At 62.9% G+C, this 13,834-nt stretch carries 11 protein-coding genes and 1 pseudogene (1 of these 12 cut by a window edge); 5 read left to right on the plus strand and 7 right to left on the minus strand.

The genetic code is table 11. The features are described 5' to 3' along the window. From EGH24_RS08165 to EGH24_RS08180, 4 genes and pseudogenes are all read right to left on the minus strand, one after another. Positions 1-89: pseudogene (locus EGH24_RS08165) on the minus strand (archaeosine biosynthesis radical SAM protein RaSEA); it reaches 989 nt to the left of the window's first position. Positions 90-97: 8 nt separating this feature from the next. Then, complete coding sequence (locus EGH24_RS08170; protein WP_142979665.1) at positions 98-529, minus strand: hypothetical protein; 432 nt, start codon at positions 527-529, stop codon at positions 98-100. A 12-nt stretch (positions 530-541) separates the two neighbouring features. After that, positions 542-994 (minus strand): thiol-disulfide oxidoreductase DCC family protein, encoded by a 453-nt coding sequence (locus tag EGH24_RS08175; RefSeq protein WP_394348367.1) that lies wholly within the window; start codon positions 992-994, stop codon positions 542-544. A 59-nt stretch (positions 995-1,053) separates the two neighbouring features. Then, positions 1,054-1,569 (minus strand): redoxin domain-containing protein, encoded by a 516-nt coding sequence (locus EGH24_RS08180; protein ID WP_142979667.1) that lies wholly within the window; start codon positions 1,567-1,569, stop codon positions 1,054-1,056. An 87-nt stretch (positions 1,570-1,656) separates the two neighbouring features. Here EGH24_RS08180 and EGH24_RS08185 point away from each other — a divergent pair, with 87 nt between their 5' ends. The 4 genes from EGH24_RS08185 to EGH24_RS08200 are packed head-to-tail and all read left to right on the plus strand — an operon-like array spanning position 1,657 to position 5,069. Beyond that, the gene (locus EGH24_RS08185; RefSeq protein ID WP_142979668.1) at positions 1,657-3,519 is read left to right on the plus strand and encodes an ATP-binding protein; all 1,863 of its coding nucleotides are present in this window, start codon (positions 1,657-1,659) and stop codon (positions 3,517-3,519) included. Between the two features lie 36 nt (positions 3,520-3,555). Beyond that, positions 3,556-4,383 carry an NAD(+)/NADH kinase gene (locus EGH24_RS08190; RefSeq protein ID WP_142979669.1) on the plus strand — a complete coding sequence of 276 codons (828 nt, stop codon included), beginning with the start codon at positions 3,556-3,558 and terminating at the stop codon, positions 4,381-4,383. A gap of 55 nt (positions 4,384-4,438) precedes the next feature. After that, complete coding sequence (locus EGH24_RS08195) at positions 4,439-4,708, plus strand: AbrB/MazE/SpoVT family DNA-binding domain-containing protein (RefSeq protein ID WP_142979670.1); 270 nt, start codon at positions 4,439-4,441, stop codon at positions 4,706-4,708. A gap of 4 nt (positions 4,709-4,712) precedes the next feature. Further along, complete coding sequence (locus EGH24_RS08200; protein WP_142979671.1) at positions 4,713-5,069, plus strand: type II toxin-antitoxin system PemK/MazF family toxin; 357 nt, start codon at positions 4,713-4,715, stop codon at positions 5,067-5,069. Between the two features lie 39 nt (positions 5,070-5,108). Here EGH24_RS08200 and carB read toward each other — a convergent pair whose 3' ends face one another. From carB to EGH24_RS08215, 3 genes are all read right to left on the minus strand, one after another. Next, positions 5,109-8,324, minus strand: coding sequence for a carbamoyl-phosphate synthase large subunit (carB, locus tag EGH24_RS08205; protein ID WP_142979672.1), 3,216 nt, complete (start codon positions 8,322-8,324; stop codon positions 5,109-5,111). A 147-nt stretch (positions 8,325-8,471) separates the two neighbouring features. Continuing rightward, a complete protein-coding gene (locus EGH24_RS08210) occupies positions 8,472-9,431 on the minus strand; it encodes a DUF368 domain-containing protein (protein WP_142979673.1) in 960 nt (319 codons plus the stop codon). Positions 9,432-9,500: 69 nt separating this feature from the next. Next, complete coding sequence (locus EGH24_RS08215; protein ID WP_142979674.1) at positions 9,501-12,533, minus strand: oligosaccharyl transferase, archaeosortase A system-associated; 3,033 nt, start codon at positions 12,531-12,533, stop codon at positions 9,501-9,503. Positions 12,534-12,660: 127 nt separating this feature from the next. Between EGH24_RS08215 and EGH24_RS08220 the strand changes: the two genes are divergently transcribed. Beyond that, complete coding sequence (locus EGH24_RS08220) at positions 12,661-13,806, plus strand: glycosyltransferase (protein ID WP_185903275.1); 1,146 nt, start codon at positions 12,661-12,663, stop codon at positions 13,804-13,806. Positions 13,807-13,834 lie beyond the last annotated feature (28 nt).

The following is a 13,834-nucleotide window of genomic DNA, read 5'->3' on the forward strand; positions in this document are numbered from 1 at the left end:
TCNTTNNGCCCGCGGATCTCCCGCATGACGGAGTTGTGGGCGTCCATCCCGCGGCCCTCCTCGTAGACATCGGGGCTCGGCTTACTCATTGCCGGCCCTACTCGACTGGGCGGTAAAACCACATCGTTGCGAGCAGGCCACCGATGACCGCGCTCGCGGCGTTGAGACCGACCTCGGCGACCGCAAAGGTTCGCCACGGGATCGTGGCCTGCAGGAGTTCGGTGGCGACACCGAACAGCGCGACGAGAGCGATGACGACAGCGACGCTGCCGATGCCAACGCTGCTATCGTCACCACGGCGTTGCCGACGACGCCATGGCCATCTCTCGCGTGTAACTGCGATGACTCCACCCGCTGCGAGCGTCGCGTAGCCGGCGATATGCAGCAGCGTCGTGGTGTCAACAGTGCCAGTCGGATCGGTTTGCGGCGTCGCACTCGGGACGGGAATCACGGACGCGATGAGAATAGCGACAGCCAGCACGGCGAGGGCAACGTGGGCAGTCGGAACCGAACGAGAGCGGAGAGTCATATCGCTGCCGCGCTACTCGATAAACCGATCGCTCACGTCTTCGTCGGGCACCATGCACTGATCCTTCTTGCCGAACCAGTCATAGCGGTTGTCGGCGACGAAGTCGTAAATCCGATCACGCAGTGCGCGCGGAAGCGGTCGACCGGCCCGCAGGAGGATGTAGGGCCAGCCGAGGATTTCGGCGACGCGGATCGCCGCCGTCGATTTCGTGTAGAGTTTCGGCCCTTCGACGAGAAGCACGCTGTCGAGGTCGTCGGGATCGAGGCCGTGTCGCTCCTGAATCGCCGTGCCGATCTCTGACTGGAGAGGGGCGAATTTGAGTTTTCCATCCGGATCGCGGGGAATGAGCCACTGGATCAACCCGTTACAGAGGTTGCAGACGCCGTCGAACAGCAGGACGGGCTGGTCGCCGAGGTCGGCAAGCGGGTCGGCAGCGGCTTCCGCGTCGGCTATCGAGTCAGTCACGAGTCTGTCTGAGAGTTGGCTCGGCGCACACATCAAACCACGGATGGCGAAACAAGGGTTCAGTCGGTTTCAGCGGCTGCAACGGCGTCGGTCACGGCGTCGAAATCCGGGACGAGGCTGTCGTCAGCCTCCCACGTGTACGCGACGTCTCGATCAGGGCCGATCACGAACGCCGTTCGGGTGGCGATCCCCTGCAGGATGCCGTCGGGACGACGCACACCGAGCTGTCGGAGCACGTCGCTGTTGAACCCCGAGAGCAGCGGATAGGAGATGTCGTACTCGTCGATAAAGGCGAGTTGCGACCACGGCGTGTCGGCGCTGAGCGCGTAGACCTGGCCCGGTAGCTCACCGAGGTCGGTGTGGCGGTCGGCAATCGTACAGAGTTCCTCGGTACAGCCCTGTGAGTAGACGCCCGGAATCGTAACGAGCGTCACCGGGCCGTCGGCCAGCGTCTCGCTCAGTTCGAACCGCTCGACATCCGCGGTCCGGTACTCACCGCGTGGCTTCGCCGCGGCAGCCTCGGGCGTCGCCATCGGGAGCGTCATGTCGGGTGCAGTCTCGCCTGTATCGAGCATACCGGAGCGACGACAGCACGGCTCAAAAACATTGGTTCGGACTGAGCGAGGGGAAAGGAGTTTATCGCCACGGTAGAATGTCGGGATATGACCTTGGAGGATTTCAACGACGTGACCGACGCCGGCGACGCCGACAGCGGCTCCGGCGAGTCGGATGCGGCGGGCAGCAGCGATAGCGGCGGGGGTGCTCCGCCAACTGACGGCGGAGGCGACGCGGCGAGCGAGGAGCCGGACAGCTTCGAACGCATCGCGGCCGATGTCGAGGGCGACGACGTTGGCATGGGCGCGCTGTCGGTCTCGCAGGGCCTCCGTGTCGCCGAGGACGGCGATGAGACGACGCTCCGGGCGTTCATCACGACCGGCAACCGCGAGTCCGTCCGGCTGGGCAAGTACCTCCTCGTCCCGTATCCGGACGACGAAACGCTGTTCTGCCGGATCGTCAGCCTCGAATACGCCCAGGAGTTCCACGCCGACGACGCCACCGAGATCCACGCCCGCCGGATGATGCGGCAATCCAACTTCGAGGAACGCGACTACAAGTTCATGGCCGACCTCGAACCCGTCGCCGTCCTCTACGAGGAGTACGACGACGCGGGCAACGTCGAACTCAATCGGCGGATGACCGACCGCGTCCCGAAGCCGGGCGCGATCCTGAAACAGGCGACCGACAGCGAGGAGATCAAAACTGGGCTCAACATCCCCGAATCGGGCGTCTTCCTCGGCCATCTCTCAGTCGGCGGCGAGAAAGTCGAAACCGCCGCCCAGCCGCCGACGATCGACTACCGGCTGACTGACGACTACGAGTCCGGCGACCCGCTGGTCTTCCGGCATACCCTCGTCGCTGGCGGCACAGGCTCCGGGAAAACCCACGCCTCGAAGAACATCCTCCGGCAGTACCTCAGCGACGAGCGGGCGTATCCGATGGACGACGGCCGTACCGTCCAGCCCGCTGTCGTTCAGTTCGACCCACAGGACGAGTACGCCCAGATGCACGACGACAACCCCGAGTTGGACGACGCCTTCGCTCGCCGGCTCGACCGCGAGAACGTCGCCTACGGCGGCGTCGACGACACCATCGCACTCGTCCCCACAGAGTCGGGCACGAGCTACCCCGGCGAAGGCCACCGCGCCGAGCAAGTCCAGTTCACGGTGCCGTTTTCGATGACCAAAGAGCGGCCGTGGCTCGTCGCCGGCAGCAGCCTCAACGACAACCAATATTCGGGCCTCCAGACGCTGCTCGATCGGTTCTTCCGCCAGTACGGCGAGTCGGGAACCTACAGCCAGTTCAAGAGCTTCCTCGACGACCCGGCCCTGAAGGAGGAACTCGACGAATCCGGCCGCGTCCACGAAGCGACCTTCGATGCGATCAAGCGACGTGTGTTCGGGATGCCCTCGGGCATCTTCGACCAGTCGGCGAAACCGATCACCGAACTCGATCACCAGCTCGTCCGCCCCGGCGGGCTGACGGTGGTGCCGACCTATCACCTCTCCTCAAGCCGCGCGAAGGAACTGTGCGTGCTTGCCGTCTCGGCGTATCTGATCGACAGCAAGCTCTCGAACGCGCCCGACAGCGACCGGATCAAAGAGACGCCAGTCGTGCTGGGCATGGACGAAGCCCACAATTTCCTCGCGGACGCCGACACCGTCCAAGCCCGCAAGGTCGTCCAGAANTTCNCNGAGGCNGCNAAACAGGGNCGNAANGAACGGCTNGGCCTNTTCCTCGTCACGCAGGACCCACAGGACATCGCCGACCCCGTCTTCAAGCAGGTAAACACGACCGTCGTGCTCAATCTCGGCGACGAGGACGCNATCAAGNNNGTNAACATCCCNTCCAATTTGCAGTCGAAAGTGCCCTACATGGAGAAAGGCCAGTTCGTCGTCTACTCACCCGACAACTCCGAGCCGGTCGAACTCATCGGGTTGCCCACCTGCCTGACGCGACATGACTGACACAGCCCTTTTGCCATCCGGAGGGAAACTGGCTGTATGAAGGTCGGCCTCGTCGCACAGCGGGACAACGAGCGCGCCGTCGAGATCGCCGACGCGATCCGGGCGGCTCTCGACGATGACGGCGTCGATTGCCGCCTCGATACGGCGACAGCGACGAGCCTCGATCTCCCGACAGCGGGGACGACCGTCGAGCGGTTGGAAGCCTGCGATCTGGTCGTCAGCGTCGGCGGCGACGGCACCTTTCTCTTCGCAACGCGGGCCGCGGGCGATACGCCGATGATCGGCGTCAACCTCGGCGAAGTCGGCTTTCTCAACGCTGTCGCCCCGGAGAACGCCGTCGATGCCGTCCGCGACACCGTCGCGGCGATCCGCCGCGGCGACCACGCGGTCCGGGAGGCCCCCCGATTGACGGCGACCTGTACGGGCTTCGAGAGCGTGCCCGCGGTCAACGAAATCGTCGTCAGCGGGCCACGCCGCGGTCACGGCGGCGGCGCGAGCTTCGAGATCGAAATCGATGGCTCGACGTACTCGACGGGCCACGCCGACGGCGTGATGGTCGCCACCCAGACCGGGAGTACGGCCTACAACCTCAGCGAGGGCGGGCCGTTAGTCCATCCCGCGGTTGACGCGCTGGTCGTCACTGAGATGTGTGGCGTCGAGGAACGGCCACCGCTGGTCGTCGATGACGACGCGGCGGTGACAATCGCCGTTCGTGACGCGCCCCACGCCGTCGTCGTCAGCGACGGCCGCCAACCGCAGGAACTCGAACTGCCGGTCGCGGTCACAGTCTCACAAGCGGATACCCCGGTGCGACTCGCTGGCCCGACCGCGGATTTCTTCGATGCACTCGGGAAGCTCTCCTGAACCGGTGGCACTTTCGGCCGGTAGCTCTTTGAGTATGAAAAAAGTATGATCTCTCATGGGCGAACATACGCGGAAAGTCGGAGATCGGGGCCAAGTAACGATCCCCAAGGAACTACGGGACCGTCGTGGAATCGAAGGCGGAGACGAAATCGAATTCGTCGAGTTGGATGACAAGATCCTGCTCAAACCCCCGACCGACACGGAACGGTTGGCCGAAGGGTACCGAAAACGAGCTGATCGGTCTCGCCGGCTGACAGAAGAAATGGAAGAAACCTCCAGCGAAGCAACCGAGCGGCTCGGTGACGCGCCGGACTGGAGCGAGTAACACCGTGAGCGTAGAAGTACGGCGCGGTGACATCGTTACCGTTCAGTTGAATCCGACGAGAGGAAGCGAACAACAGGGAACGAACAGACCCTGTATCGTCATTCAGAACGATGTCGGAAACGAGTTTTCACCGACGACAATGGTTGCTCCGTTGACGACACAGTACGACCCAAGCGACATCTATCCGTTTGAGGTCGAAATTCAGGCATCGAACACTGCGCTTAGAGAGGATTCTGTGGTGGATTTGAGTCAAATCCGCGTTGTCGATATCGACGAACGCGTGACTGACAACATTGGGACAGTACCACCTGTCAAAATGTCACAGATCGATACCGCAATCAAGGACAGTCTCGGGTTATAACGCGGACTACCGCTGGCAGGGCAGGTATTCAGCGGTTCCCTACTTGCCCCACTCGGCGACGCGTTTCGGACGATCCGAGATCGCCTTCACGTCGATCGGCTCGTCGCTGGCGCGCAGGGCTTCCAGCGCGGCCTTTGCGCTGGCCGGCGTCGAGAAGTAAGTTATCTCCTCTTCGACGGCGACCTCCAGCAGGTCGCGGTCACGCGAGACGATGATATCGAGTTCGCCAGCGCGGGCGGCGTCGATCAGATCGACCGCCTCGCTGAACTCGAAGAACTCGCCGAAGCCATCGACCAGTGACTCGCCTTCCTCGGTATCGGGATCGGGGAAGACCTCATCCGAGAGGTCCAGCGCGATCGTGCCGGATTCCGGGATCGGCTTGCCGGTGGCGTCCTGGGCTTTGTCGTAGGCCTTGCCGAAGGTGTCGGCACTGCCCATGACCTCGCCGGTGGATTTCATCTCCGGGCCGAGGCGTGGGTCCGACCCCTGCAGGCGGTCGAACGGTAGGACGACTTCCTTGACGCTCGTCTGTTCGGGGACCTGCTCGGCGGCGTCGATCGCATCCAAGGAGAGGCCGGTCATCACCTTCGCGGCGAGTTTGGCGATCGGGACGCCCGTNGCCTTCGAGACAAACGGAACGGTACGCGAAGAGCGTGGGTTCGCTTCGAGGACGTAGACCTCGCCGTCGCGGACCGCGAGTTGGACGTTGAGCAGGCCGACNGTNTCNAGNGCGGTNGCGATNTCCTCCGTNACNTCGCGGACGCGNNCGAGNGTNTCNNCNNNCAGCGACCGGGGTGGGATCATACACGCCGAGTCGCCGGAGTGGACGCCGGCGGCCTCGACGTGTTCCATCACGCCGCCGATGAGCACCTCCTCGCCGTCGCTGACGGCGTCGACGTCGAGTTCGACCGCGTCTGCGAGGAACTCGTCGACGAGGATCGGTTTGTCCGGGGAGACGCGCACCGCCTCCTCGATGTACTCTTTCAGCTCCTCGTCGGNGTNGACGACGNNCATCGCGCGNCCGCCGAGNACGTANNNCGGNCGGACGAGGACGGGGTAACCGANNTCGNGNGCGAGTTCGAGNGCCTCNNNCTCGGAGGTCGCCGTNCCNCCGGCCGGCTGGCTGATGCCGAGTTCGTCCATCAGGACGTTGAAGCGGTCGCGGTCCTCCGCGAGGTCCATCGCCTCGACGCTCGTGCCGAGAACCTCACAGTCGAGGCCGCGGCGGTCGAGTTCGGCCTCGAGCGGCTCGCCCACGTTGACCGACGTCTGGCCGCCGAACTGCACCATCACGCCGTCCGCGTTCGTCTCCTCGATGACGTCGGCGACCTCCTCGGCGGTGACGGGTTCGAAGAACAGTCCGTCGGAGGTGTCGTAGTCCGTCGACACCGTCTCCGGGTTGTTGTTGACGACGTGTGCGTCGATCCCCTGTTCGCGGAGCGCACGNANGGCGTGGACNGNACAGTAGTCGAACTCGACGCCNTGGCCGATNCGGATCGGGCCNCCGCCGACGACGACGACGCTTTCGGCATCCTTCTCGACTTGGAGTTCGCCGGCGGCCTCGTCGCCGAGCAGCGGGCCGCTGTGGAACTCCGGCAGGCGCGCGGAGTAGTAGTACGGCGTTTCGGCTTTGAACTCGCCGGCACAGGTGTCGACCTGCTTGTAGTTGCGCCCCGGCACGTCCTGCTCGACGGTGTCGACGTCGACGCCGCCGTCGGCCATCGAGGCGATCTCGTTGTTCGTGTAGCCGGAGGTCGCGGCGGGCGTGAAGTCGCCGTCTTGGGCGGCCTGTGCGGAGTCAGCGATGCGTTTGAACCGCTCGACGTACCACTCCTTGATTCCGGTGAGGTCGATGATCTCCTCGACCGAGTAGCCGCGGTCGAAGGCTTCGAACATCGCATACGGGCGATCCGGCGACGGTCGTTCGATATACTCGGATTCCAGCGTTTTGCCGTCGATCTCGTTCCAGTTGACGGCGGGGTCGTACTCCGAGGAGCGCANNGCCTTCANCAGCGACTCCTCGAANGTNNNNCCGATGGCCATCGCCTCGCCGGTCGANTTCATCGCNGTNNCGANCTCGAAGTCCACGTCGNCGAACTTGTCNNTNGGCCAGCGNGGNACCTTCGTNACGACGTAGTCGATCGCGGGCTCGAAGGCGGCTGTCGTCTCGCCAGTAATCTCGTTGGTGATCTCGTGGAGACGTTTCCCGAGGGCGACCTTCGCGGTCACGCGGGCNATGGGGTAGCCNGTCGCCTTCGAGGCGAGNGCCGANGAGCGNGAGACACGGGGGTTCACCTCGACGACGCGGTACTCGCCGCCGGGGGTGCCGTCGTCGCGCCAGGCGTGCTGGATGTTNCAGCCGCCCTGNATGCCGAGCTCCCGGATGACCTTCAGCGCGGAGTCGCGCATCGCCTGGTGACCCTCGTCGGGGATGACCTGCGAGGGCGTCACGACCGTCGACTCCCCGGTGTGGATGCCCATCGGGTCGATGTTCTCCATGTTGCAGATGATGATACAGGAGTCGTCGGCGTCGCGCATNACCTCGTACTCCAGCTCGACCCAGCCCTCGATGGACTCCGTGATGAGCACCTCGCTGTTGCGCGAGAGGCGGAGCCCCTTCCGAACGCGCTCGACGAGTTCCTCGAACTCGTCGACGACGCCGGAGCCGGAGCCGCCGAGCGTGTAGGTTGTGCGGGCGATGACGGGCAGCCCGCCCACCTCGTCGACCGCGGCCTCGACGCGCTCGCGGAGGNNNTCCTCGTCGAAGTCGGTGACNGACTCGTCCTCNTCNAGNGAGATNGTCGTCGANNCGGGGACGGGCTCGCCGATGTCCTCCATCCGCTGGCGGAAGAGGTCGCGGTCCTCCGTCGCGTAGATGGTGTCGAGAGGGGTGCCCATGATCTCNACGTCGTACTCNTCNAGGACGCCCNCCTCGGCGAGNTCNGCGGTGACGTTGAGACCGGTCTGGCCGCCGAGGCCGGCGATGACGCCGTCGGGGTTTTCTTTCCGAATTACCTCGCTGATCGCCTCGGTGTTGATCGGCTCGATGTAGACCTNGTCGGCCATCTCCGNNTCNGTCATNATNGTCGCCGGGTTGGAGTTGACGAGGACGACTCGGGCACCCTCCTCCTGTAACGCCCGGCACGCCTGTGCGCCGGAGTAGTCGAACTCGGCGGCCTGCCCGATCTGGATCGGGCCGCTGCCGATNAGNAGGATNGTGCGNTCCTCCTCGTCTGTNGCTGACTCGTCGCTCATTGTCGTCTCGGAATACGCTCATCGTAATAAGGCCCACGATAAATTGCGAGATCCGCATTCATTTTTCGAAATTCGAAGGTATGTGGTACCACGGCACGTAGAGAGAAGGGCCGCCACGCGGTCGCCGACAGCGACAGGACGACCGCTTCAGGTCGACCCAGTCGTGTCGATCCCGCCGGCGAGGCGGTCGATGCCGACGACGACGGCCGCGCCGATAATTGCGAGACCGCCGAAGACGGCAACGGTTTCAGCTGTCCACACGGGACCTGTCCCTGCCAACTCGATTTGCGTCTGCTCGACGGGCGCCCGGAGCGCGCCGACGATGAGACTCACCAGAAAGACCAGCGTCGCCTCCCGGTAATGTTCGAGTGCCCACCGAACCGCGTGCGCGACGGTGAACAAGCCAACGACCGCGCCGGACAGAAAGACGACGATCGGCGGCGTTGTGCCGGCGAGGGCGGTAATACCCTCGCCGCGAATCGCGGCGGCGAGGCCGTCAGTAAAGCCGCGCAACGTGGCCGTCATGTAGTTGTACTGGCCGAGCATGAGCAACAGCAGCGAGCCCGAGACGCCAGGTAACACCATCGCGCTGATGGCGACCGCACCCGCGACGAAGATGATCGGCAGCGATGTGCCGATAGAAGTGGCAGCGTAGCCCGAAAGCGCGAACGCCAGCAAAAAGCCGGCGACAGCGGCTCCTTTGCGTCGGGGGGTTGCCAGCGACACGTCGCTGTAGAGCACCGCGGCGGAGGCGCCGATTAATCCAAAGAAGAAGCCGTACGTGGCGACGGGGTTGGTTTCGAGTAAGCGGCTGACGAGCCGGAGGATCGTCACGACGGCTGTGAGGATGCCCGCACCGAGTGCGAGCAGGAAGCCGACATCGAGTTCGCGGATCGCGGTGACGGCGTCGGTTCGGTGCTCGGAATGGACGCCAGCGGTGATCCGACGGAGGCGAGTCGGTTCGACGGCTGTGATCGCCGCGATCAGGCGTTCGTAGATACCGGTAATGAGGGCGATCGTGCCGCCGGAAACGCCTGGGACAGCATCGGCCGCGCCCATGCAGAGTCCGCGGGCGTAGATCCTGACTGCCTCTCTGAGTGTTGTCATTGGTTGGATAGGGGTCGTCTGTCGGCACCGGATTCGTACTCTCGTGTTCGGCTACGGCGATGATGCGCGTTAGCCACCGATCTGAATCGGGTTCCGTTCGGTGAGATCGACTTCGACCGGGCTTTCATCGACACCGACGACCTGTGCTTCTTCGACCGTCGCCGAGCCGGCGTATAGTTCGACGGCAGTCTCGCCCGTCGTTCTGAAACGGTAGTCGCCCGTTGCTCTGACGCTAACGTTCGTGTAGCCGTTTTCGGGCCCGAAGTTCGCGTAGCCGGTCGTCGAGTACGGCACCGTCATCTCGAAGTTGCCGTTCTCATCGGCCGTGGCGTACTGTCTGTATGCGAACGTTCGGCCGGTTGATGTAACTTCCATGGCAACGGTTGCCTGAACCTCCGCTCCAGCTGGTGCGCCTGTCCCCTCGATAGTCGCACCGGGCACCTTTTCGAACGTCTTCACCCATGACGGCGTGGTTCTGAGTAGTTGGTTGACCGACGTGTTCGTCCGCTGCAACGCTGTCTGGAGACTCCGTCGGTACTGCCCGCTGCTGGCGGCTGCATTGACACTGCTTGCTTTGATGAGGCGGTACTGTTCGAGCGCGCTGACCCGCTCGGTCGGATTGTCCCCAATGCCACCGAGTTGTGCCCCCGGATTTTCCTCAACGTATGCTCTGGCTGCCGCAAGGGTATCGAAGGTGCGCGTCGGATCGTTCTGATCGAAGGCACGAATTTGGATGGAGCCACCATCTCGTGTCGAAACGGATCGTCGTTCCGTGTTGAGTACGATGGGATCGGGCTCAACCGCACTGCCGTGGTATGCGTACAGCCGGACCATTTGGCTCTCGTAGTACCGCTGGTTTCTGAGCGTGATCGGCCGTCCGAACGTTTCTCCCTGCTCGGTCTGGAAGATCGGGTACGCTTGGCTGACGAAGTCGCTTCGGCTTACGTTGTCGTTGAACACGGTCGGTGCCGCGAACTTCGATCCCGGCGTCACCATCTTCCAATCAACTATGACGTAGCGGGTCTGTCCGTCCTCGCCCATCTTTTCGTCGAGAGCGTTGCCGGCAGCCGTCTCGTTCGGTGCGAGAAGGTATTTTGCTGCTTCATTTGCTCCCTGCTGGAACGGGTTCGCGTTCGGTATGCGTTCGCCGTGCACCGTTATCCAGTGGCCGTAGTCCCACCACGATTGGACTCCGTAGGCACCCTCGGGATAGTCGTAGTCGCCATCGGCGGGTCGTGCATACGTGCCGACTGGATCCATCGCCCGGCTCTGGTTTCCGTTCGCAAGCGTGCCCGGCTCGGGAGTCTCGTTGTTCATCCACTCAAGGCTGTCGTCCCAGATCGTGACCGCACCGGGACCGTTCTGGCCGCCGGTTTGCCATGCCGCAAGCGTCGGACCGCTCCAAACGACGAACGGGCCAATGAGGGCGAACACGAGCGTCACGGCGACGATTGCCTGCCAGCCTTCGATCTGTCGGGTCGATTCGCTGATCGAATCGGCCGTCTCTCTGAGGTCGATGTAGCTGGCCACTTGTGCGACGAACAGCGCGGTGAAGACGGCGACGACGACGGCGAGGTAATAGTTGAACCGCACCTGCGTGAATGCGGCCGAGGTGATGAACGCGCCCCAGACGACCAGATAGAACCGGTCGGCATCGTAGCGATAGCGGAGCGTCGCGCCGACGAGCAGTGCTGCGACGGCCAGGATACCGAGTACCTGCGGATTAATCCCGACGACCCCAGCGATCGTGTTGTAGATCGGTCGTGCCAGATAGATAATGCCGACGAGCGCGACAGCAGCGACGGCGTATATTGTATCGCGGGTGTCGTCACTGCGGATGAGCGGGCGGCCGAGGAACGTGATCGCCGCCGAGAGTGCGGTGAAGAACGTGAGCCGGTACTCGGAGTAGATCGTACCGAACGGAGAACTGCCGGCGAGGAAGGGTTGCGCCTCGCCGATGGTTCTCGTTGCTGCACCTGCACTGAAACCGACGAACCGGAGGAGGTTCGTCTGAATCGCACCGGTCAAGCTCGGAAGAGCGACAGCAGTGAAGAGTCCTACCACAATGAGAAGCCCGCCGACAGCAGCTGGATAGCGTGCTTGATCGAGTGATCGTTGCTCCCACTCACGCGCAAGCCACGCGAGGAACACACAACCGGCGGCGACAGCCAGCGGTAGCACGACCTGTAGTAGTGAATATCTCGCCGCGCCACCGATAGTAACGCTATTCAGCGGCACGAGCATCAACAGGCCGGTGACAGTCATCGAAACGGCACCAACGAAGGCGATCGGTTCCGGACTCTGACCGTGATAGACCTCACTCGTGAGCTTGACCGCCAAAAACAGCCCGGAGATACCGACAAGCAGGATCCCCGGCGGCCACGCCCACATGTAGAGCGCGGCTGCGATCCCCGCACCGACAGCGTACAGCAGCGGGCGGCGGAGGGCAACCGCATCTCGATCGACGACCAGTTCCCAGATCGGTTGTTCACGCTCGGTGACCGACAGCGCGAGAACGAACACGAGAACGCCAAGCGTCTGGAAGAAGATCTCCGCCGCAGCGTGGTCGTAGAAACCGACCATGGTGTATGTCATTACTGTTCCCGGTAGCAGCGCGAAAAGGCCGGCGGCAACGAGGGCGGGCCAGCGGCCAGCAAAATGGGCCGCGAGGAGATAGAGTGGAACGACCGTTGCAGCGAGGAACACGGGGGCGGCGATCAACATAACGAGGCCAGCGTACTCCTGTGAGGGGTTTCCGAGACTCGTCAGGAGAATAAACCCGGATATGATCTGGTCGTATAGCGTCCCGAACTGATCGACGTTCGTGCCGGTCGGGTAGTTGGTAAACACGTCGAACGGCATCGTTGCCGGGAAATGTTCGAGCAGGTAGTTCGTTTGCCGAAAGTGATACCATGGATCGTTCCCGCGGAACATGACGCCGCTTTCACGCCGGAAACGATTCAGTCGACGTAGACGAGTCGCCAGTATGAATCCGATTAGTACGAGGAGAACGGGGACGTGATATACCTCTCTGAGGAAAGTCGCTGGCGAGTCGGTTGCCTCGCTGAGACGGCGGAGGCGTTGCATGACTACGTCTTTCATTGCTTCGACACAGTTCCAAACCGTCAATAAGCCTTGTGAAAACGCCAGCGAACGAACGGTGGAAGTCTGGCGGACAGACCGCCGGAGTTTTTATCTCCGTGAGCGAACTTCCACTATGCGACGCTCCATGCGGCGGCTAGTCGGCAGCCTTCTGTTCCTGCTATCAGTGACTGGACTGCCGTATCTCTTGTATCTCCTACTTCTGAAACTCTGGAATCCGCAAGGCTCGCCTGCTGAGAAACGGCCTGCCGAGCCGACAGTCAGTATCGTCCTACCGACGTACAACGAGGAGCGAATTATCGAGAACAAGCTCGACGATATTGTCACACTCGACTACCCAATGCAAAAGGTGGAAATCGTTATTGTTGATTCGAGTGACGACAAGACACGGGAGTTGATTCGAGAGTTCTTCGCCAACCGGGAGCACCCGACGCTAACGCTAATTGAGGAGGGCGAACGTCGCGGGTTGGCTCCAGCGTTGAACGATGCCTACGAGGCGGCAACCAACGAGATGGTGGTGAAAACGGACTGTGATTCGAAACTCGCGGCGGATGTGCTCCGTGAGGCGGCAGCGAACCTCGCCGATCCGGAGATCGGAGCGGTGACAGGACGCAACACCGAGGCCCTCGGCGGGAGCGAAGTCGAGGAAGGGTACCGCGACGTGCAGGCGCACATCCAGACATTGGAGTCACACCTCGACTCAACGTTCATTTTCCACGGGCCGTTCTCGGCGTTCGACAACGACGCGATCGTCTCCGTCGACGAAGACTCCATCGCTGACGATACGGAGCTGGCACTGAAGATTCGGAAAGACGGCGATCGAGTGGTGTTCGATCCAGAGATAGAGTACAAGGAGGCGGCGCACTCGACGTTCCGGAAGCGCCGCCAGCAGAAAGATCGGCGGGCGATGGGGCTGATCCGGCTGCTCTGGCGCCAGCGCGAGATGTTGGGTGCGTACGGCGCGTACGGACGGACGGTGCTACCGTTCAACTGGTGGTTCATGATCATCTCGCCGTGGCTCATAATGGCGTCGATCGGGCTGGCGACGCTTGGTGGATTGGCTGTCAGTGGCCCATTGGGGCTTGCGGTTCCAGGGGCAGTTACGGGGTTCGTGGCACTCGGATCGCGTGAGAAGCTCGGTTCGTTGCAGGTGGCGTACTCGCTGTTCGACACGCAGGTGTCGCTGTTTCGGGCGAGTCTGAAGTTGCTCGATGGTGAGGGTGACGGGACGTGGGAGATCGACGAGGAGCTCCGGGAGGTGTACAGTGAGTAGCCCCCCCTACTTCGATCGTAATTGTAGG

The organism is Halonotius terrestris, assembly GCF_006861665.1.
In the GTDB taxonomy this organism is placed as follows: domain Archaea; phylum Halobacteriota; class Halobacteria; order Halobacteriales; family Haloferacaceae; genus Halonotius; species Halonotius terrestris.

Excerpts from the sequence above, each read along its gene's own strand:
- EGH24_RS08170 (WP_142979665.1), bottom strand. The coding sequence starts at position 529 with ATGACTCTCCGCTCTCGTTCGGTTCCGACTGCCCACGTTGCCCTCGCC.
- EGH24_RS08180 (WP_142979667.1), bottom strand. The coding sequence starts at position 1,569 with ATGCTCGATACAGGCGAGACTGCACCCGACATGACGCTCCCGATGGCG.
- EGH24_RS08190 (WP_142979669.1), top strand. The coding sequence starts at position 3,556 with ATGAAGGTCGGCCTCGTCGCACAGCGGGACAACGAGCGCGCCGTCGAG.
- EGH24_RS08195 (WP_142979670.1), top strand. The coding sequence starts at position 4,439 with ATGGGCGAACATACGCGGAAAGTCGGAGATCGGGGCCAAGTAACGATC.
- EGH24_RS08210 (WP_142979673.1), bottom strand. The coding sequence starts at position 9,431 with ATGACAACACTCAGAGAGGCAGTCAGGATCTACGCCCGCGGACTCTGC.
- EGH24_RS08215 (WP_142979674.1), bottom strand. The coding sequence starts at position 12,533 with ATGAAAGACGTAGTCATGCAACGCCTCCGCCGTCTCAGCGAGGCAACC.
- EGH24_RS08220 (WP_185903275.1), top strand. The coding sequence starts at position 12,661 with ATGCGGCGGCTAGTCGGCAGCCTTCTGTTCCTGCTATCAGTGACTGGA.